General features: G+C 74.0%; 21 protein-coding genes and 3 pseudogenes. 13 read left to right on the top strand and 11 right to left on the bottom strand.

The window, feature by feature from the left end; genetic code table 11:
* The 3 genes from F4556_RS00005 to F4556_RS00015 form a co-directional block, all read right to left on the bottom strand.
* Window positions 1-206 (bottom strand): PASTA domain-containing protein (locus F4556_RS00005; RefSeq protein WP_184910449.1); only part of this gene is annotated, 206 nt, incomplete at its 3' end.
* Between the two features lie 203 nt (window positions 207-409).
* The gene (locus F4556_RS00010) at window positions 410-1,546 is read right to left on the bottom strand and encodes a serine hydrolase domain-containing protein (RefSeq protein WP_184910451.1); all 1,137 of its coding nucleotides are present in this window, start codon (window positions 1,544-1,546) and stop codon (window positions 410-412) included.
* 382 nt (window positions 1,547-1,928) lie between these two features.
* Entirely contained in the window at window positions 1,929-2,732 is an 804-nt protein-coding gene (locus F4556_RS00015; RefSeq protein WP_313068080.1) for an SDR family NAD(P)-dependent oxidoreductase, read from the bottom strand.
* 668 nt (window positions 2,733-3,400) lie between these two features.
* Here F4556_RS00015 and F4556_RS38900 point away from each other — a divergent pair.
* Both F4556_RS38900 and F4556_RS00020 read left to right on the top strand, forming a co-directional pair.
* Window positions 3,401-3,532 (top strand): hypothetical protein, encoded by a 132-nt coding sequence (locus F4556_RS38900; protein ID WP_281403623.1) that lies wholly within the window; start codon window positions 3,401-3,403, stop codon window positions 3,530-3,532.
* Between the two features lie 186 nt (window positions 3,533-3,718).
* Window positions 3,719-3,913, top strand: coding sequence for a hypothetical protein (locus F4556_RS00020; RefSeq protein ID WP_184910453.1), 195 nt, complete (start codon window positions 3,719-3,721; stop codon window positions 3,911-3,913).
* A 113-nt stretch (window positions 3,914-4,026) separates the two neighbouring features.
* Here F4556_RS00020 and F4556_RS00025 read toward each other — a convergent pair whose 3' ends face one another.
* Window positions 4,027-4,392: a hypothetical protein gene (locus tag F4556_RS00025; RefSeq protein WP_184910455.1), complete on the bottom strand. Its 366-nt coding sequence runs from the start codon at window positions 4,390-4,392 to the stop codon at window positions 4,027-4,029.
* 661 nt (window positions 4,393-5,053) lie between these two features.
* Here F4556_RS00025 and F4556_RS39665 point away from each other — a divergent pair.
* The 4 genes and pseudogenes from F4556_RS39665 to F4556_RS00040 all read left to right on the top strand — a co-directional run.
* Window positions 5,054-5,164 (top strand): annotated as a pseudogene (locus F4556_RS39665) (hypothetical protein); the annotation flags it as partial.
* 73 nt (window positions 5,165-5,237) lie between these two features.
* Window positions 5,238-5,483: pseudogene (locus tag F4556_RS38905) on the top strand (DUF2306 domain-containing protein); the annotation flags it as partial.
* Between the two features lie 72 nt (window positions 5,484-5,555).
* Window positions 5,556-6,218 carry a TetR/AcrR family transcriptional regulator gene (locus F4556_RS00035; RefSeq protein ID WP_184910457.1) on the top strand — a complete coding sequence of 221 codons (663 nt, stop codon included), beginning with the start codon at window positions 5,556-5,558 and terminating at the stop codon, window positions 6,216-6,218.
* A 174-nt stretch (window positions 6,219-6,392) separates the two neighbouring features.
* The gene (locus tag F4556_RS00040; protein WP_184910459.1) at window positions 6,393-6,584 is read left to right on the top strand and encodes a hypothetical protein; all 192 of its coding nucleotides are present in this window, start codon (window positions 6,393-6,395) and stop codon (window positions 6,582-6,584) included.
* A gap of 460 nt (window positions 6,585-7,044) precedes the next feature.
* Here the strand turns inward: F4556_RS00040 and F4556_RS37725 are convergent, their stop codons facing one another.
* Window positions 7,045-7,203: a hypothetical protein gene (locus tag F4556_RS37725; protein ID WP_313069147.1), complete on the bottom strand. Its 159-nt coding sequence runs from the start codon at window positions 7,201-7,203 to the stop codon at window positions 7,045-7,047.
* A gap of 567 nt (window positions 7,204-7,770) precedes the next feature.
* Between F4556_RS37725 and F4556_RS00050 the strand changes: the two genes are divergently transcribed.
* Window positions 7,771-8,163, top strand: coding sequence for a ribosomal protein L7/L12 (locus F4556_RS00050; protein WP_184910461.1), 393 nt, complete (start codon window positions 7,771-7,773; stop codon window positions 8,161-8,163).
* A 181-nt stretch (window positions 8,164-8,344) separates the two neighbouring features.
* Here F4556_RS00050 and F4556_RS00055 read toward each other — a convergent pair whose 3' ends face one another.
* Both F4556_RS00055 and F4556_RS00060 read right to left on the bottom strand, forming a co-directional pair.
* Window positions 8,345-8,569, bottom strand: coding sequence for a hypothetical protein (locus tag F4556_RS00055; protein WP_184910463.1), 225 nt, complete (start codon window positions 8,567-8,569; stop codon window positions 8,345-8,347).
* 502 nt (window positions 8,570-9,071) lie between these two features.
* A pseudogene (locus tag F4556_RS00060) lies at window positions 9,072-10,125 on the bottom strand (FAD-dependent oxidoreductase).
* A 105-nt stretch (window positions 10,126-10,230) separates the two neighbouring features.
* On the opposite strand from F4556_RS00060, the gene F4556_RS00065 reads away from it, so the two are divergent.
* A complete protein-coding gene (locus F4556_RS00065) occupies window positions 10,231-10,815 on the top strand; it encodes a TetR/AcrR family transcriptional regulator (RefSeq protein WP_184910467.1) in 585 nt (194 codons plus the stop codon).
* A 7-nt stretch (window positions 10,816-10,822) separates the two neighbouring features.
* Here the strand turns inward: F4556_RS00065 and F4556_RS00070 are convergent, their stop codons facing one another.
* Both F4556_RS00070 and F4556_RS00075 read right to left on the bottom strand, forming a co-directional pair.
* Window positions 10,823-11,035, bottom strand: a complete 213-nt coding sequence (locus F4556_RS00070; RefSeq protein ID WP_184910469.1) for a hypothetical protein — start codon at window positions 11,033-11,035, stop codon at window positions 10,823-10,825.
* Window positions 11,032-12,504 (bottom strand): serine/threonine-protein kinase, encoded by a 1,473-nt coding sequence (locus F4556_RS00075; protein WP_184910471.1) that lies wholly within the window; start codon window positions 12,502-12,504, stop codon window positions 11,032-11,034. Before F4556_RS00075 ends, F4556_RS00070 begins: the two co-directional genes overlap by 4 nt.
* Before the next feature lie 574 nt (window positions 12,505-13,078).
* On the opposite strand from F4556_RS00075, the gene F4556_RS37730 reads away from it, so the two are divergent.
* The 5 genes from F4556_RS37730 (at window position 13,079) to F4556_RS00100 (ending at window position 16,732) form a co-directional block, all read left to right on the top strand.
* On the top strand, window positions 13,079-13,621 hold the full coding sequence (locus F4556_RS37730) for a GNAT family N-acetyltransferase (protein ID WP_184910473.1): 543 nt from the start codon (window positions 13,079-13,081) through the stop codon (window positions 13,619-13,621).
* Window positions 13,622-13,779: 158 nt separating this feature from the next.
* A complete protein-coding gene (locus tag F4556_RS00085; RefSeq protein ID WP_184910475.1) occupies window positions 13,780-13,962 on the top strand; it encodes a GrpB family protein in 183 nt (60 codons plus the stop codon).
* Between the two features lie 2 nt (window positions 13,963-13,964).
* On the top strand, window positions 13,965-14,636 hold the full coding sequence (locus F4556_RS00090) for a dephospho-CoA kinase (protein ID WP_184910477.1): 672 nt from the start codon (window positions 13,965-13,967) through the stop codon (window positions 14,634-14,636).
* 483 nt (window positions 14,637-15,119) lie between these two features.
* The gene (locus F4556_RS39300; RefSeq protein WP_313068081.1) at window positions 15,120-15,764 is read left to right on the top strand and encodes a YciI family protein; all 645 of its coding nucleotides are present in this window, start codon (window positions 15,120-15,122) and stop codon (window positions 15,762-15,764) included.
* Entirely contained in the window at window positions 15,683-16,732 is a 1,050-nt protein-coding gene (locus F4556_RS00100; protein WP_313068082.1) for an RNA polymerase sigma factor, read from the top strand. Before F4556_RS39300 ends, F4556_RS00100 begins: the two co-directional genes overlap by 82 nt.
* A 42-nt stretch (window positions 16,733-16,774) precedes the next feature.
* Here the strand turns inward: F4556_RS00100 and F4556_RS00105 are convergent, their stop codons facing one another.
* Together F4556_RS00105 and F4556_RS00110 are read right to left on the bottom strand one after the other, a co-directional pair.
* On the bottom strand, window positions 16,775-17,584 hold the full coding sequence (locus tag F4556_RS00105; protein WP_184910479.1) for a hypothetical protein: 810 nt from the start codon (window positions 17,582-17,584) through the stop codon (window positions 16,775-16,777).
* 299 nt (window positions 17,585-17,883) lie between these two features.
* A complete protein-coding gene (locus F4556_RS00110) occupies window positions 17,884-18,324 on the bottom strand; it encodes a hypothetical protein (protein ID WP_184910481.1) in 441 nt (146 codons plus the stop codon).
* Window positions 18,325-18,460 lie beyond the last annotated feature (136 nt).

An 18,460-nucleotide genomic window follows, 5' to 3' on the forward strand; every position in this document is an offset into this window, starting at 1 on the left:
CGCATCCTGGTGCCGGGGGCGGGAGTCTGGGCGGTGACCACCCAGACTCCGGGCCAGGTCAGTGCCCCGACCGGTGGGCCGTCCGGATCGGCGGCGGCGAGGGCCACGCCGGCTTCCGACGCGACTGTGCGGGCATCGGTCACGGTCAGCCCGACGGTGTCGGGAACCGTCACCTCGCGAGCGGTGCTCGGTCCCATCCAGCTCATGTCGCCCTCCCTGCGGGCAGCATCGCGCTGATCTGCGGCAGAGGGAAGACCCCGGCCCACCCCGCTGAACCTTCGCGGACACAGCGCCAGGACCCAACAGCCCGGCCTGGGAACGATCCTGACGGACCGTCCGATACTGATCCGCAGTCGGCCGGAGAGCGCGCGGGCGGTGAGGGGCCGGCCGCCCCGGCCCCTCACCGGCGTCAGCGCGCCGTTCGGGCGGCCGCCACCACGGCCGCGGCCAGCTGGTCGTTCTCCGGTGCGCCGCCGGAGGGCGGGAAGGTGAACCGCCGCCGGGTGTAGCCGTACGCCACGCCGCTCGCCGGGTCGGCGAAGCCCTGTGCGCCGGCCACCCCGGGGTGGCCGAAGGCGTTCGCGCCGAGGAACGGGTAGCGCAGGCCCGAAGTCTCGAAGCCCAGCGCGAAGTTGTCCACCGAGCCGGTCACCAGGTCGGTGCCCGGGTAGTGCAGGGTGGTGAACTCGGTGACGGTCTCCGGCTTCAGCAGCGGGCCCAGGCCGCCGAGGCCGCTGATCGCCGCCGCGTACATCCCGGCGACACCGCGGGCGCTGCCCACGCCGCCGGCCGAGGCCGGGCCCTTGGCCCGGGTCTCCCGCCGGTTGACGAAGTCCACCAGGTCGGTGCGCAGGTTGAAGGAGGTCGCGAACAGGCCGTCCTTGCCGGGCAGCGGCTGCGCCGCGAAGGCGGCCAGCTGATCCGGTGTCGGCTCGGCCCGCTGCAGGCTGACGAAGCGCGGCTCCAACTCCTCGGGCAGCCCGAGGAACAGGTCCAGGCCGTACGGCGCGCGGATCCGCTCCTCGTACAGCTCCTGCAGGGTGCGCCCGGTGGCCCGCAGCACCACCTCGCCGGTCAGCGCGCCGATCACGGTGGCGTGGTAGCCGTGCGCGGTGCCGGGCTCCCAGTAGGGCTTGTGCGCGGCCAGCCGCCCGGCGACCAGCCGGTCGTCCGCCAGTTCCTGCGCCGTGAACCCGCCCTCCACCGAGATCGCCCCGGCCCGGTGCGCCAGCAGCTCGCGCAGGGTCAGCCGGCCCTTGCCCTCGGCGGCGAACTCCGGCCAGTACGAGGCCACTTCGCGGTCCAGTTCGAGCACGCCGTCCTGCACCAGCAGGGCGACCAGCAGGTGTGCGGCGCCCTTGGTCACCGAGTAGACGCCGGTCAGGCTCTCCCGTTCGACGCCCTGGGACCACAGGTCGACCACCAGCCGCCCGTCCAGGTACGCGGCGAGCTGCGCGCCCGGCTCGGCCGGCTCCTCGGCGAGGAAGGCCTCGAACTCCTCCCGGACGCCCTCGAACCCCTCGGCGACCGTCCCGTTCACAGACATGGCTGACCCCTCGTCAATCGCTGGTTGCCCGATCAACAACGTGGTTCCGCCGAACTATTCCGGCTCACGGCCCCTGCCGGCGCCCCGGCCGCGGGCTCCCGGCGGCCCGGGTGCCGACGGCATCGTCGGACGAGTCCGTCAGTTCGCCGGGCCCGCCCCGGCAGCGGCCAGGGCCCGGCGGCGACACCGGGACATGCGCAGGACGGAATGAGCAGTTCTACTCAGGCCCGGCCACCCCGTCCTCTTCCTCACCGCCACCGTGTCGGCCGCCCTCGTCAACGCCGCCTTCCTCGGACGGCTCGTCAGCAGGTACCGTCTGGGCGCGCGCGACCCCCGGGCCACCAGGTAGTCAAGGCCCCCGGCCGGCCCGGGTGTTCTCCGGTCAGGGCCGGGGCGGGACAAGCAGGCGGCGGCCGGCGCTGGCGCCGCCGTCGACGAAGACGCCGGCTCCGGTCATGTAGGCGAAGTCGTCCGCCGCCAGGCCCAGGACCGCCTGGGCGATGTCCTCGGGTGAGGCGATGCGGTGCAGCCCGTCGACGTTCTGCTCGCCCAGCCACGCCCTCGCGGCGGTCCAGGTCGCGTCGTCCATCCCCGGCGGCCGTACCAGCGCGGTGTCCGTGGTGCCCGGCATGATCGCGTTGACCCGGATGCCGTCGCGGCCGTAGTCGAGCGCGGCGGCCTGCACCAGGCCCTGGACCGCGCGCTTGCCCGCCGAGTACGCCGCGCCCTGCGGCCGGGCCACCTCGACGGCGGAGGACGAGGTCACGATCACCACCCCGCCACCGCGCGCCAGCAGGTGGGGGATCTGGTACTTCATCGACAGGAACACGCCCCGCGCGTTGGTCGCCATCACGTCGTCGAAGGTGTCGGTGCCCAGTTCGTGCAGCCGGGCGGTGCGGCTGATGCCCGCGTTGTTGAAGGCGATGTCCAGGCCGCCGAACGAGTCGACGGTCTGCCGGACGAAGTTCTCCACGTCCTTCTCGACCCGGACGTCCGCCCGGACGTAGCGGGCGGTGCCGCCCGCCCGGCGGATCTCGCGCTCCACCTGGGCCCCGAGCTCGGCCCGCCGCCCGCAGAAGCCGACCGCGGCGCCCTGGGCGGCGAAGGCCAGCGCGGTGGCGCGGCCGATCCCCGAGGTGGCCCCGGTGATGGCCACCACCTTCCCCGCGAAACGTCCTCGCGGCACGGTACGTGCCCCGGACGCGGCGGCGGTGGGTGCGGCGGCCAGTCCTGCCGCGCCGAGCAGGCCGGCCGCGCCGGCGAGTACGGCGCGGCGTCCGGCCGGGGCCCGGGGAATGTGCCGACGGAGCGTCAGAATGCCGGTGGGGGCTGGAGTTTGACTGGGTGCGGTGGTGGTCTGTCATGTCTCGAAGCCTGGCGGACGGCCGCCGGCCGCCGGATCGGCCTTCCGGTCCGGGGTTTCGGCCGATCGGTCGCCGCGCTCTCCTCCTCGGGGAGGAGGCCGCAGCCTTGGTCCCGGCCGCGGTCGGAACCGCTCTGCCCGAGCCCCGCCGCACGCTGCCCGGCCGGAGCGCTCCGGTGGGCCGGTCGTCGCGCTCCGGCCTCGCCGACCTGGTGGATGCGCGAACTCAGTTGCTCCTCAGCCCAGTTGGCGTCCACGCGCAGGTCGAACCAGAGCCGGTCGCGCCGGCCCTCGGGCCGGTCCGGCCCGACCGCGGCCCAGCTGAGTGCGCTGACCGGCAGTACGAACGGCACCGCGACGCCCGCCCAGGTGACGGCAATGCGCTGTTCGTCCTCAAGTCTCGCTCAACACAGGCTCCTTGAAGCCCGGCTGGGCCTAGCCTGCGGGGAGGGCTGTGCCATCGGGCGGCACCGTACGGGGAGGACAGCGGTATGAGGAGTCCGGTTGGACGACTGGGGGCGAAGCTGGTCGCTTTCGCCCGGCTGTTCCGCAAGCCGAAGGGCGGGCCGTACTCCCCGGACGCCGACAACTACCGGCAGTCCAGCCGGCTGCCATGGCCCTGACCCCCGCGCAGTACGCCAGGAGGGCCGGGGCAGCCCGGGCGAGCCCGGGCACCGCGTGCCGGACGGCCGGGCAGGACAGCCGGGTGGCAGAGCCGGACCGGAGCAGCGGAACGGTGGGCGGCACCGGCCCGTGACGGGCATCGGACCGGTCCGGGGCCGGCTCAGCGGGGCCGTTCGACGGCGCAGGTGGCCCTCCGGTTTCCCCCTGTCGAGGCGTGGTCGCGGCTCGGCTGTCCCGACGCGCTGCAGTCGATCGTCAGCGACGGCGCCGAGTACGGGAACTGGAGCCCCGCCTTCGCCGACCCGGAGGAGGTCATCGCCACGAGGATCGTCGCCGAGGCCGCCCGTCTGCTCGCCGGGCCCTGGCCGCCGCTCTCCTGATCCGGCGCACCGCCGGGGCATCTCCGTCGGAGCCGGTCGGGCCTGTCCCGCAGACGGAAAACCCGACGCTGCCCGTCAGGCCTCGGCGCGGGGCCCGGAGGCCGCGGTCGGCGTCAGCGGTGCCGTCCGGCGAGGAGTTCGTCCAGCGGGACCAGGGTGCCGTCGCCGTCGGTGCGCCGCCACAGCTGGACGCCGTCGCCGGGGCGCAGCTGGTGGCTGTTCTCCCAGCCGGTGATGGTCAGTTCGGCCAGGCGTTGGGCGTTGACGCGGTTGCGGCCGAGTGAGGCGCTGGCGAGGTCGGGGTGGGGTTGGCCGTGGCCGTCGTCGGCGTGGAGGTACCAGCGTTCGTAGGGGCTGTAGCGGCCCTGGGCGTCCGGGGGGCTGAGGTGCTTGGACAGGTGCCAGGTGCGGCCCTGGTGGACGGTGGTGGCGTTGCCGGCGGTGTGGCCGGTCCAGGTGAGGTGGGACTTCCAGGGCACTGCGGGGTCTCCTTCGGTGCGGTACGGGCGGTGGGACGCCGGCCGGTACCGCCGTGCGTCGGCGGGCGCGCGGGCCCGCGTCGGCGTTGCGGCCTGATCGGCACCGCACTCCCCGCAGTGTCTCCTTTCACCGCCGCTGACACGAAATCCGTGCCCGGGGAACGGCGGTCGCCGCCCGGGCCGGGGGCCGGGTGTGAAGCTGAGCCGGCCGTCATCTTCCCTTGGGTTCCTTGGCCTGCGCGCTGTCGGGAGCTGTTGACACGTGTGCTGGACGGGCACTAAAACTCACACTGTACAGATTGAGCTGGTGCCGCCCCTCCCGCGCTTCGCCTCGCCCCGAAAGAGGGCCCCTTCGCCATGTCCGCACCCGTAGTGACCTCCCGCCCGCCCACGGCCACCGGCCGGCCCCGGCGCGGCTCCCGTTCCGGCTGGACCGTGATGCTGCTGCTGTCGGTGGCGATCACCGGCTACTCCGTCGGCCAGTACGCGGCCGGCAAGCCTGCAGGACCTCGCCGCCGGCCGGGTCGGCCTCGCGCCGACTACGCGCAGCGGCCCCTCGCGGTCCAGGTGGCCTTCTACGTCCACATCGTCACCGCCGGGGCGGGCCCTGGCCGTGGGCCCGTTCCAGTTCGTCCGCGCGATCCGGCGCCGCCTGCCCCGCGTGCACCGCTGGATCGGGCGCGCCTACGTGGCCGCCGTCGGGCTGGGCTCGGTGGCGGCGCTGGTGATGTCGTTCTTCAACTCCGTGGCGTTCGCCGGGTTCTTCGGCTTCGGCAGCCTCGCCGTGCTCTGGGGGTGGACCACCTACCGCGGCTACCGGGCCGCCCGCCAGGGCGACCTTCGCCGCGCACCAAGCCTGGATGATCCGCAGCTTCGCCCTGACCTTCGCGGCGCCGACCCTGCGGCTCTGGTTCGGCGTGCTGATCCTGCTCCAGGTGCTGGCGGGGCGGGCCGCCGGGGGCGACGTGGACCACATGGTCGCCCAGGCCTACGCCGCGGTCCCGTTCCTGTGCTGGCTGCCCAACATCGTCGTCGCCGAACTGATGATCCGCCGCCGCGGCCTCCCGGGCCTGCGCTTCGTCACGCCGTAGCCCGTGGCCGCCCACCGCAAGGGCCGCGGGAGCGGGTGGCCGCCCCGGATCCGTCCGTGCCAGGATCCGTACATGACCCAGCCCACCCGCCGCACCCGCACCACCTACCACCACGGCGACCTGCGGGCGGCACTGATCACAGCGGGCATCGAACTGGCCCGCACCGGCGGGCCGGAGGCGGTGGTCCTGCGCGAGGTCACCCGCCTCGTCGGGGTCGCCCCCAACTCCGCGTACGGCCACTTCAAGACCCTGGCCGCACTGAAGGCGGCGGTGGCCAAACAGGCCCTGTGCGAGCTGGGAGCGGCCATGGCGGCCCATGTCGCGGCCGTCCCCGAGCCCCCTGGGCCGCGCGCGGCGGCCGTGTTCCACCTGGGCGAAGTCGGCCGCGCGTACGTGCGGTTCGCGCTCGAGGAGCCGGGACTGTTCCGGACCGCCATGGACGGCAACCCCTCGGGGGTCGGCACCCCGGGATCGGCCGGCCACCAGCCGGCCCCCGACGCCCAGGGGCAGCCGCAGCCCGACGCGATCCTCCTGGCGGCGCTCGAGCGGCTGACCGGGGCGGGAATCCTGCCGCCGCAGGAGACCGGCGCGGCGGTGACGGCCAGCTGGGCCACCGTGCACGGGCTGGCCACCATCCTCGTCAACCTCCAGCCCGGCCTCTCGGCCGCCGAACGGGACGCGGCGATCGACAACGGCCTGCGCGTCCTGCTGCTGGGGGTCACGGCACTCGGCTAGGAACTTCCGCAACCGTTGTTCCCGGGTGCGGTTGCCGTTCGGCTCTCGTGCGGGCGTACGACGCCGGCCGGGCGGGCATGTGCCGGAAGTGTGTGCCTGCGGCCATGGTGCTGACGCAGTGCGGTCGTTCCGCTACGGTGACGGCACATGTGAATCGCGGGAAGGGCGGAGTCCATGAGCGGACAGGACGCGGGACCGGGCGGCGCGCCACAGCCGCGGCTCTGCCCGGCGTGCGGCGGCCGCCGGGTGACGGACAAGACCCGGCACACCCACGACATCGACCCCGGCACCGGCACCCTGACCCAGCGGGTCGAACACCACACCTCGGCGTGCGAACGGTGCGGCGGATCAGGGACGTGGGCCTGATGCGCCTGCTCTTCGAATGCCTCGAGTGCGGCACCCACTACCTGCCGCCGGAGGACCTGCGCTACGGCGACGGCTCGCCGGCCAGCCCCGTGTGGTGCAGCCCCTGCCAGGAACTGATGGCCCGCCACAAGATCGCCGAGCCGCAGCCGGCCGCGGCGATCGCACTGGCGGCCGCCCGGCAGGCACTGCAGGCCGCCCTCGCGGCGCAGGCCGCCCGCGCCGAAACCCCCGCCGCAAACCCGCGGCCGACCCGGCCCGCCAGGACCCGCCGCTCCACGGCCGGCCCCTCCCGGACCCGGGAAACGCTCCCGCCTCCACTGAACGGACCGCGCCGTGCCGTCCCGTACGGCGCAGCGGGGCGGTCGTTCGGCGGCAGTGGTGTCAACGTCCGTGCGGTGAGGCCGAGTTGCCCGGTTCACCCTGGGGGCACGCTTCGGCACCCGGGCCTTGGCCTGCTTCGCTAGGCCGTTGCCCGGCGGACCCGGTAGTTCCAGCGCGTCAGTGCCTGGACGACGGTTGCCGCGCCGGTGGGGTTGGCGCTGTGGACGAAGACCGTTCCGATGTCGAAGGGCTGTCCGTGGAAGGCGGCTTCCTCCAGGAGGGTCACCACGGGCAGGATGTTGTCGTCGCCGCCGAGATCGTGGTCGAGCCAGAGTTCGTCGAGTGTAGCCGTCGCGGTGCTCCCGGAGGAGCTGGATGCCGTCGCGGCTCGTGCGGGCGATCCGGGTGGCTCTGGGGAGCGGCCGGAGGTCGTCGATGCCGAGGATGACGGGCATCGGCGCGGCTGGGTCCTCGTTCATCCGGTCATCATCGCAGCGGGCCGGGCCGCGAAATGCCCGGGGGCGGCCGGTACTTGGCGGGCAGCCCGGGGTGGGGGGTCGCGGGCCGAGAGCGGTGAGGGCGTCGGCGAGGCGGGCGACGTGCCGAGAGACCCTTCGCATGGTCTCGGCCGCGACGGCGGCACAGTCCTCCGCCAGGGCATCGGGCCCAGGCGCCCGCAGGTCGGCCCAGGCGCCCTCGTGATCACCGTGCAGGTATCGCTGCAGGTGGGAAGTCACCGGCGGCAGCCTGCCCGAGGCCGGTGTTCCGGGGCGAGGGAGCAGCGGCACGGTTTCCCCTTGGACTCGCTGTCTTCCAAACGGTTGACTGGGGGCGGCACCCGCATCGACCGGTCCGGAGGAGAGCTGTGGAGGACCCTCAGTTCGCTGTCCTGCTGACCGACGCCTCGGCCGGCGGGCCAGCGGCCCTGCGAGCGGTCGTCGCGGTCACCAACCTGAGCCTGTGGCACAGCCGACAACTGCTGGACCGTGCGCCCGTCACCGCACGCGAGGACATCCCCTTCGCCGACGCCGAGGCAGCCGCCCGGCGGCTGCGCCAGGCCGGCGTGCCCGCCGCCGTCCGGTGCGACTGGTGCCGGCGTACCCTGCCCGACGACGAAACCCCCGTCGGCCCCGGCCCGTGCGCCTCCCGGTACTGGCCCACCGCCCACTGCCAGGCCAACTCCCTCACCAGCTGCGGCTGCGAGTTCTGCACCGCCTACGGGCCCCTGCCCGGCCACACCACCCACTCGGGAACCTGAACACCCACAGGCCGCGGACGGCGCAGGGCCGGCGGCCGCGCCGTGGAACCGCGCTCCCCGGGGCGGCGTCTGTCCGCCGGGGGCGCGGTCAACGGAGGGGCACCGAATGCTTGTGGCCATGGTGACGCTCGTTGTGCTGTGCCCGTTGGCGGCTTGGTGGCCCTCGGTCCGGCGGCGGGGCCTACGAGAGACGGTTGCCGCCCTGCTGCTCGTGTGCGCGGTCACGGCCGGGTGCCTGGCGAGCCGCGTCCTGCAGCTCCGGCAAGGGCAGCACGACGTCCCTTTTGGCAGCAATCCTGCTGCCGGTCCCGCTGGTGCTGACCGGCTTGGTGATGGATGCACGGCACGCGAAGGCCGGGCACCGTGAACCGCCGGTGATCGGGACGGCGAGCGTCGTCGTGTTCACCCTCTACCCGATGATCGCGTGCCTGTGGGCGGGTGCCTTGTACTGGACCGGAAGCCGGGCCGAGCAGATCCCTGGCATCGAGCAGCTGTCCCTCCCCGCCGGGCTCTCCACCGAAGACGGATCCCAGAGCTGCGCAACGGGACTCTGCAGAGCCACCTACTACGTCTCCAGCCCGGCCGAACCGGATCTCAGCGCGGTCTACGCGCAGTTGCGCTCACACCTCGACCACGGCTGGGACCTCGACTCACACGGGCGGGACTGCCACCCCACCGAGTGGATCACGGACCGCACCCTGCTCTGTGTGCAACTGCAGCCATGGTCCAACCCCCGCCGGTGTCTCCCTGAAAAATGGAATACGTCCAACCCGGGCAGAACCCCTGGCCCGGAAGCGCCGACTGACCGCTCCTCAGCCGGCCTTCCGGAGATGATTTCCGGGCAGGCGCGGAGCGGCCTGGACGGTGGGCAGCGGTCGAGCTGCTGCTGTCGGGGCCCCCGGGGCGGGTCAGCCCGGCAGGAGGCGGGCCGCGGTGTCGCGGAGCCAGGTGCGTTCGGTGGAGACGATTGCGGTGCAGGGTGCGGGAGGCGAGGGCGGTGCGCTGGGCGGTGCGGCGGCGTTCGCGGTCGTAGGCGCGCAGGGCGGCCGGGAGGGCCAAGCGGCCGTGGTGGGTGACGGCGCGGGTGAGGGCTTCGGCGTCGAGGAGGGCGGTGCAGGCGCCCTGGCCGAGGTTGGGGGTCATGGCGTGGGCCGCATCGCCGACCAGGGCGACCTTGCCGGCCTGGCCGGCGTGGGACGAAGGTGGGCAGGGCGGGGAAGAGGTGGCGCATCTCGTAACGCAGCCACGTCGCGGGGTCGCCGCGCTCCAGGATGCGGGGGATGGGTCGTGCCAGCCCTCGAAGAGGGCGCGCAGGCCGGCCGCGTCGGTGCCCTCGGGGACGGCGGCGTACCAGTTGGTGCGGCCCGCCTCGATGGGGGTCAGGCCGAAGAAGCGGCCCCGGCCCCAGGTCTCGCCGTGCACGGCGCTGTCGAGGTCGGCGATGCCGATCCAGGCGACCGAGCCCACCTTCCGCGGGCCGCTTCCGCTGCCGAACCACGCCTCCCGCACCGCGCTGTTGATGCCGTCGGCGCCGACGACCAGGTCGTACCCGTCCGCCAGCGCGGCCGGGTCGGTGACGTTCTCGCCGAGGCGGACGGTGACCTCGCCCAGGGCGTCCAGCCGGGCCAGCAGCGCGTCGATCAGGTAGGGCCGGGAGATCAGCAGTTCGGGGCGGCCCGCCTTGCGTTCGAGGCGCTCCAGCGGGAGCTGGGCCAGCACCCGCCCGCCTGGGGTGCGGACCTGCGCGGATCGGTAGGGCACCGCGCGGGCGCGCACCGCCTCGCCCACGCCGAGCCGCTCCAGGGCGTCCTGCGCACCGGGGTGGAGAGCGAACGCGGTGCCGTAGCACTCCACTTCGGTGCGGCGCTCGCGCACCGTCACCCGCCAGCCCGCCCGGCGCAGCCCGATCGCCGTCGCCAGCCCGCCCACTCCCGCGCCCACCACAACGGCCGTACCCGTCATCACACGCCCCCGGTCGCCGGGTCCGCCCAGCAGCGGACCACCACAGATGTGGTACCACGGCTGGGGTATCGTGGTCAACGAACCGACGAAAGAAGGAAGTTGACGGTGACTGGGAACCGCCGGGATCTGCTGCGCGACGCCGCGATCGAGGTCCTGGCCGCCGCGGGCGGACGAGGACTGACGCACCGGGCCGTGGACGCGGCCGCCGCCGTGCCGCCGGGCACCGCGAAGAACTACTTCCCCACCCGGGACGCCCTGCTGCGCGCCGCGGCCGAGCGCTGCGTCGAGCAGTACCGCCGGGTGACCGCGGAACTGACGGCCGGCCGGGCCGGACCCACGGATCGTGAGGGCCTGGCGGCCCTGCTCGGCGCACTGCTGCGCGACGTCGCGGGCCCCGGCCGCCCCCGCATGCTCGCCTACCTGGAACTGCAGAACGAGGCGGCCCGCCGCAGCGAACTCGCCGCCGTCCTCGACCCGATCGCGGCCGCGGACTTCACGGGCTTCGAACACGCCCAGCGCCTGGCGGGGCTGCCCGTCACCGTGCAGCGGGCCGCCGCCGTCACCCTCGCCCTGCACGCCGCCATCCCCCACCTGCTCACCGGCGGCCCCGCCACCCTGGCCCACGCCGGCCTCGATGACCCCGACCGGTTCGTCCGCGGCCTCCTGGACGCCGTGTACCCGCCACCGTGACGGCCCGTCAGTACGGGGTGTCGAAGCAGTAGGTCTCCGTCCACGCGGACGCCCCGTACTGGTTGGCCGCCCGCAGCGCGATGCAGACGTGGTCGCCGGAGTACGGGCCGGTGAGGTGGTAGCTGGTGCCCGAGGTCGAGTAGACGGTGTTCACCTTCCTGGTCTGGTTGTCGTACCGGACGTCGTAGCGGGTCGCGTCCGGCTGCGCGGACCACGTCATGGTGAGCGGCATGTCGCAGGCCCCGACGCAGCCGTGGTCGAAGGTCGCGTTGTAGCCCGGCATCGCCGCAGGCGGCGAACCCTGGGGCGGGGGCGGAGGTGTGGGGGTCGGCGTGGGGGCCGGCGTGGTCCTGGGCGCGGGCGCCGGCGCCGCGGTGTTCCCGCCCGGCGTACCGCCACCGCCGCCCGCGGCGTTTCGGTGCCCCCGGCGCTTCCTGACGTGCTGCCGGTGCTCTTGCCGCCGCCGGTTGTGCCGCCGGCCGCGCCGCCCGACGACCCGTCGGTGCCGCCCGTCGGCGGCGGCTCGGTGACGGGCGCGCTGCCCGACGCCTGGGGCGCCGGCGACGGGGGCGGCGGCGTGGTGGCCGTGGGGCTGCCCGGGTCGGCGGACGCCGTCGGTGCGGTGGGCGTCACCGACACCGCCGAGCCGGTGGGGCTTGTGCCCGTCGGGCCCAGGCCCTGCGGGGTGCCGCCGCCCGGGGCCAGCGCGACGGTGACGGCCGTGCCGACGGCAACGGCGACGACGGCTGCCAGCGCGATCGGCGCCCGGCGCCGCCGGGGCGGGCGTTCGACGTGGTTGCGCTCCGTCGGGGTACGCGGCGGGGACGGAATCTCGGTGTCGCCCGCGTGCCGGATCAGCACCGCCAGGCCGCTGCGGTCCAGGGTCTCCTCCCCCAGGCCCAGCATCGCGCCCAGCTGCCCGGGGGTCGGCCGCTCACCCGGGTCCTTGGCCAGACAGCGGCGGACCGCACCGGCCAGGTCCGCCGGGACCTGCTCGAGGTCCGGCTCCTCGTGCACGATCCGGAACCCGAACGCGAAGGAGTCCGTCTGCCCGAACGGATGCTCCCCCGTCGCCGCGAAGGCCAGCACCAGCCCCAGCGCGAACACGTCGGCCGCCGCCGTGACCCGCCCCCGCACCTGCAGCTGCTCCGGCGCCATGAACTGGGGCGTGCCCAGCACCACCCCCGTCTGCGTCAGAGTGGTCACCGCCGCACCCCGCGCGATCCCGAAGTCGATCAGCCTCGGCCCGTCCGCCCCCAGCAGGATGTTGCCGGGCTTGACGTCCCGGTGCACCAGCCCCGCCGCGTGGATCGCACCCAGCGCCTGGGCCAGGCGCACCCCCAGCGCCCGCACCGACACGACGTCCAGAGGCCCGTGCTCGGCGATGACCGCGTTCAGCGTCGGACCCGGCACGTACTCGGTCGCCAGCCACGGCTGCTCGGCGTCCACGTCATGGTCCACGATCGCCGCGAAGTACGGCCCCGACATCGCCCGCGTCGCGGTCACCTCCCGCCGGAACCGGGCGATGAAGTCACCGTTCTGCGTCAACTCCTCATTGATCACCTTCACCGCGACCAGAACCTCACCCAGCCGCCCGAGGTAGACCCGCCCCATACCGCCCGCCCCGAGCACACCGAGCAGCTCGTACGGGCCCACCCGCCGCGGATCACCGTCCTGGAGCGCCTTCACCACGCCACCCCCGGCACGGTCGCCGCAGGCACGAGCAGCCCGCCGGGCAGCACAGTCAGCATGTCTGTCTCACGTTCGGCAGAAGGGGAAGGGTTTCGCGGACACGGCCCCGGACGCCTCGCCGGCGCGGGCTCCGACGGGCCGCCGCCGCGATGATGGCCACCCCACCACCCACAGCACCAGGCCACGGGCACCGGCCATTGATGGCCGGTCCCACCCAAGAGCCCGGCCGCCGGCCACACCGGGCAGGACCGACACAGGACCAGACGACGCGGCATCAGATGACACAGCGGTCCGCCGGCGCAGCGGTCCGCCGGCGCAGCGGTCCGGCGGAGCGGCGGTCCGGCGGCGCGCGGCCGCGGCGGTCCACCGGCGCCGGGCGGGCGGGAATCCCGGTGACGCGGCATCAGGTGACGCAGCGCTCCGGCGGAGCGGCGGTCCGGCGGAGCGGCGGTCCGGCGGAGCGGCGGAGCGGCGGTCCACCGGCGCGGGGCGGGCGGGAATCCCGGTGACGCGGCGGCGGTGCGTCTGGGATAAAGGCCCCACACACCCGCCCGATCCCGTGAGGCCTCCCGTGACGATCACCTGGCGCAGAGTCGGCGAACCGGACTTCCCGCAACTGAGGCAGTGGCTCCTGCAGCCCCATGTCGCCCGCTGGTGGAACCACGACACCTCACCCGAGGCGATCGCCCGCCACTTCGCACCGGCCGTCCGGGGCGAGGAGCCCTCGGAGGACTTCCTCGTCGCCCTCGACGGAGCCCCGGTCGCCCTGGTCCAGCGGTGCCGGCTCGCCGACTACCCCCAGTACCTCGGCGAACTCGCCTCCCAGACCGAGATCCCCGACCAGGCGATCACCCTCGACTACCTCATCGGCGACCCCCGGCTGACCGGCCAAGGACTCGGCACCCGCATCATCGAGGCGATCATCACGGCCACCTGGACCGACCACCCCGACGCGCAGAGCATCGTCATCCCCGTCCACCGCGCCAACCGGGCCTCCTGGCGGATGCTGGAGAAAGCCGGACTCCACCGCTGCGCCGAGGCATCCCTGGAGCCCGACAACCCCGCCGACGACCGCCTGCACTTCATCTACCGGACCGACCGCCCCACCCACTGACCACTCCCCCGGCCCGCCACGACCGGCTCCCGGTGGCACCCAACACACGGGCGGCCGCTCCAGGCCGGCTGCGCGCGGGGAGATCCGCCGCTCCGGACCCACACCGCGACGCGGGCGCGCAGACTCCCGGCACGGGCAGCGAAGCCGGACCCCGGCGCATGGCCGAGACCACGAAACCCCTCACCCTCACCGACCCGGATCCGCTGTGGGAGACGGCAGGGACGGGCCTCTGCGAGCAACTGCGAGCCGCGCTCGAACCCTCCGCGGTGCACGTCGAGCACATCGGCAGCACCGCCGTCCCGGGAACGGCCGCCACGGCGGTCCTCGACACATCCAGGTGAGCGTGGCAGACCTGACCGAAGCCGACCGGATCTTCGAACTCCCGCTCCCAGAGCGGGGATTCACTCCCCTGCCCCACCACCAGGACCACGTGCCCGCCGGACAGGACGACGACCTTGCCCGCCGGCCGAAGCGGTTCCGGCAACGCAGCAGCCGGCCGGCCCCGGACGTCAACCCGCACGCCCGGCTCCCCGGTTCACCGAACGAACGTCTCGCGCCGCTGTTCCGGAACCGGTTCCACGCCCACCCCCAGACGATCCCCGCCCACGCCCACTCCAAGCGGCTCCTCCCACCGGCCGTCACCAGCCCCGGCACCTCCGCCGAGATCAACGACCCGGTGGCCGACCCGACCGTGGCAGCGGCCGAACCCCGGGCGGCCGCCACGGGCCGGACCCCGCACGGCCACACCGCGACAGCACCCCGAGAAAAAGCAGGAAGGCGGCACTGCCACGGCAGCGCCGCCCTGCTGCCGTCCCGGCCGGCGGCGGTGCGATTCGGCGGCACCCCCGAGACTGCCGGACGCGGTGCCACCGACCGGGACGGTGCTGCGCGGGACACATCCCCCGGCAGGGCCGGCGCCCCGCCCCTCGCCATGTCCGGCAGCAGCATCTCCATGCTCGGCCATCCGCCGCCGGCCACCCGCCCAACCGACGAGGCGCCCGTGGTCGAAGCTTGACCCCCTCGCAACACTGACACCCCATCAGAACCACATATGTCGCAAATTGACCGCTTACATCCCCGCCCAGCGGCGGGGGCGGCACACCCCCCGAACGTCCGACCGCACCACACAGCCCCTGCACCGACGGAGACGCAAACGTAATGAGCGAGAGCACCGACGACCACGCCCCGAACGAGCCCCCACCAAACCAGCCTGAGCGGCGCCCTCGGGCCTGCCACGGTGCCGGCGTACGGATCGTCGATCCGCACAGCCGGGTCCGCGCGAACGCGCACCACCGCGGGTGGCCGCCCCCGGGCGCAGCGCACCGGGCAAGTTGATCATCCGTGCCGTCCGGGCGGCCCCGCCCCCGCCCACCACGGCTCGCAGGAAAAGCCGAAGGAATCCCTTTCGCGCCCGATGTCGAGAACCCGCGCCCGGCTCCGACCAAAGGGTGCGAGCGCGCCGAACGGGCGCGCGGGACACAAAAAATGCGGACACCTGATGAAGTACGTCGCGATGATCCACGGCAACCAGGCCAAGCGGGACCCCTTCCCCGCCGACGCCTGGCCCGAGGCGATCGCCCGGCAGGACGCGTTCAACAAGAAGTACCGCGACAGCGGTGAACTGCTGGACGCCTACGGCCTGGCGGACGCGGCCAACGCGCAGCTGGTGCGCCGCAAGGACGACGCCCCGGCGGTCACCGACGGGCCGCACCTGGAGACCAAGGAGTACATCGCCAGCTTCCACCTGCTGGACTGCCACTGCCCGGAGCCCGCACAGGAGACCGCCGCCGACATGCCCTTCGCCGACACCGACCCGGTCGACCTGCGGCCCGTGCCGCACGACACCGCGACGGACCTGCGACCGGACCCCCCGGCGCCGAGGACCCGCTGCGCGAACTGGCGCCACAGGTCCTCGGCGCCCTCATCCGCCGCTACGGCGTCTTCGACACCTGCCAGGACGCCATCCAGGAAGCACTGCCGGCCACCGCCCTCCAGCGGCCCACCCAAGGGACGCCGGACAACCCCCGCGGATGGCTGGTCACCATCGCCTCCCACCGGCTGGTGGACCAGGTCCGCAGCGAGCAGGCACGCCGCCGACGCGAGGAGAGGACCGCCCTGGCCACCCCGCAGGCCGAACAGCTGAGCCACGCCGCCGACGCCGACCCGCACCAGGACCGCGACGACTCCCTGGCGCTGCTGTTCCCGTGCCGCCACCCGGCACTGTCCGAACCCAGCCGCACCGCCCTGACCCTGCGCGCAGTCGGCGGCCTGAGCACCTCCCAAATCGCCGCCGCCTTCCTCGCCCCCAAGGCAACCACGCCCCAGCGCATCAGCCACGCCAAACAGAGCCTCAAGACCTCCGCCACACCCCTGCGCATGCCGCAGCCAGCCGAGCAGGCCAAGCAGCTGGCAGCGGTGCTCCACGTGCTGTACCTGATCTTCAACGAGGGCTACACCGCCACCGACAGCACCGACCTGACCCCACCCGCCCTGTCCACCGAAGCGATCCGGCTCACCCGCCTGCTGCACCACCTGCTGCCCGACCACACCGAAACGGCCGGGCTGCTGGCCCTGATGCTGCTCACCGACGCGCGCCGCCCCGCCCGCACCGGAGCCGACGGCGACCTGATGCCGCTCGCCGAGCAGGACCGCACCCGGTGGGACCGCCCTCTCATCGCGCAGGGCCTCGCCCTGATCGGCGACACCTTGCCCCGCGGACAGGTCGGCCCCTACCAGCTGCAGGCGGCCATCGCCGCCGTCCACGACGAGGCCGAGCACGTCGACGCCACCGACTGGCCGCAGATCCTCGCCCTCTACGACCTGCTGGAACTCCTCGCGCCGAACCCGATGGTCACCCTCAACCGCGCGGTGGCCGTCGCCATGGTGCACGGACCCGCCGCCGGGCTCGACCTGCTGGCCGCACTGGAATCCGACCGCCGCACGGCCCGCCACCACCGCCTGCTCGCCAGCCGCGCCCACTTCCTGGAACAGCTCGGCGACCACCACGCAGCCGCCCACGCCTACCGCGAGGCAGCCCGCCGCACCACCAGCGCACCGGAACGACGCCACCTCACCACCCGCGCGGCCCGTCTGACTCCCGGACAGGACTGACCCGCCAAGCCGGACCGCCGACGGAGCCCGGGGCACGACCGCTCACGCGGTCTTCAGCTTGTCCTGGAAGGCCGAGTAGTCGATGACGGTGTCGGCCGGGGGCGCCTGGACGGTGACGGGCTTGTCGAAGTCGCTCAGGTTCATGTGGTTGCTCCCGGGGCTGTCGGTGCGCTCGACCTTGACCAGGTAGGGCTTGCCCTCGGTGGCGATGTACATCGTGCTCTTCACACCCTCGGCGTCGGTGGCGACGAGGGTGAAGGTCTTGATCCCGTTGGTGATGCCCATGGCGCCCTTGGTGTAGGTGTTCGGGCTGTCGTCGTCCTTGGCGATGGCGTCGACCAGGTCGCACATCGAGGCCGTCTGCTTCACCGTCGCGTCGTCCTGGCCGCCGGTGAGGTAACGCCCCTTGAACAGCTCCGCGGCCATCGCGCCGGCCTTCGCCCCGCCCGTCTGGGTGGCGATGCTCTTCCAGAAGGCGGCGTCCGGCTTGAGCCAGACCTGGGTGCTGGTGCGCAGGAGGTCGACCTGCCCCGTGGCGGGGACCCTGACGCTGCCCGCGCAGTTGCCCTTCTTGTCCGCGGCCAGCTGCAGCGTGGTCATGCCGCCGCCGCTGCTGACGCTTCCCTCGATCTTGACGGACGCCAGCTGGGCCATGGCGGCCTGCGCCTGCTTGGCGATGTCGGCGCCGCTGAGGGTGTCGACCGCGAGGCCCTGCGCCGCCGGGCCGCCGGCCGACTCCGAGGGGGTGACGGTCGCCGCGGCGGCCGGCTTGCGGTCTTCGCTGCACGCGGTGGCCGTCGCCGCCAGGGACAGGCACAGGACGGCGATGGAGGCAAGGCGCTTGGACGGCATGGACTCAAATCCTGATCTCTGAATGCGGGACGGACCCGTGGTGAGGTCACGGCCCGCGAAGGCGGGCCACGTGAAGAGTGAGGGTGGGGCTGGTGCGCGGGTCAGCCGAGCAGCGGGTCGAGGACCTCGGCGCGAGCGGGATCGGGCGCGACGGTAGGACAGCGCCCCGACCATCCTCACCCACGAGTTCGCATACGACCCTCCGGGGAGGGTGCATCGTGACGAACACCGCACGCCCGCAGGCTCCGTACGGGGACGGCCCGTTCGGTCCGGCGCGAGTACCCGGTGGTGATCCCCCGTCAGCGGCGGCCGGTGGACAGGACGAGGAGGAACTGGCCACCGCCCGCCTCGATGTCGGCGGTCACCGGCAGGCCGGGCACCAGCCGGGAGAAGCGGTCCACCAGCCAGTCCGCCGCCTCCTGGGCGTCCTTCCTGGTCGGGCAGCGGCCCACCATCTCGCGGCCGCCCTTGCGCTCCAGCCGGCCCGCGACCGTGATCAGCGGCGCGGGCTCCACCACGTACAGACGCTCCGGCCAGGCGATGACCACCTTGACCGCGCCCTTGCGGGTGTTGCAGCCGCGGTGCGCGAGCCGCTCGGCGATCTTGGCCTTCCGGTCGGCGGTCCGGCTGTCGACGCTCGGGCCCCGCGGGTCGTTCACCGACTCGTCCGGGTCGACCGGCTCGTCGCACACCCAGCACCGCCAGCCGTCACGCTCGGCCACATCATCAAGGAGACTCATCCGGGCAAACTAGCCTGCCCGGCCGCCACCGCGCACACCAGGGCCTCGGCACCCGCCCCGGAAGGTACTCGCCGAGGCAGCGGCCGCAGCCGCCCGTACGGCCCGCAGGCGGCCGGGCGTCGCGCCGCGCACGTCA

This window comes from Kitasatospora gansuensis, assembly GCF_014203705.1.
Classification (GTDB): Bacteria; Actinomycetota; Actinomycetes; order Streptomycetales; family Streptomycetaceae; genus Kitasatospora; species Kitasatospora gansuensis.

What these genes read in the sequence shown, in the direction of transcription:
- F4556_RS00010 (WP_184910451.1), bottom strand. Translation starts at nt 1,546, where the DNA reads ATGTCTGTGAACGGGACGGTCGCCGAGGGGTTCGAGGGCGTCCGGGAG.
- F4556_RS38900 (WP_281403623.1), top strand. Translation starts at nt 3,401, where the DNA reads ATGAGGAGTCCGGTTGGACGACTGGGGGCGAAGCTGGTCGCTTTCGCC.
- F4556_RS00035 (WP_184910457.1), top strand. Translation starts at nt 5,556, where the DNA reads ATGACCCAGCCCACCCGCCGCACCCGCACCACCTACCACCACGGCGAC.
- F4556_RS00040 (WP_184910459.1), top strand. Translation starts at nt 6,393, where the DNA reads ATGAGCGGACAGGACGCGGGACCGGGCGGCGCGCCACAGCCGCGGCTC.
- F4556_RS00070 (WP_184910469.1), bottom strand. Translation starts at nt 11,035, where the DNA reads ATGACGTGGTCCGCGCAGCCGGACGCGACCCGCTACGACGTCCGGTAC.
- F4556_RS00085 (WP_184910475.1), top strand. Translation starts at nt 13,780, where the DNA reads ATGGCCGAGACCACGAAACCCCTCACCCTCACCGACCCGGATCCGCTG.
- F4556_RS39300 (WP_313068081.1), top strand. Translation starts at nt 15,120, where the DNA reads ATGAAGTACGTCGCGATGATCCACGGCAACCAGGCCAAGCGGGACCCC.
- F4556_RS00105 (WP_184910479.1), bottom strand. Translation starts at nt 17,584, where the DNA reads ATGCCGTCCAAGCGCCTTGCCTCCATCGCCGTCCTGTGCCTGTCCCTG.
- F4556_RS00110 (WP_184910481.1), bottom strand. Translation starts at nt 18,324, where the DNA reads ATGAGTCTCCTTGATGATGTGGCCGAGCGTGACGGCTGGCGGTGCTGG.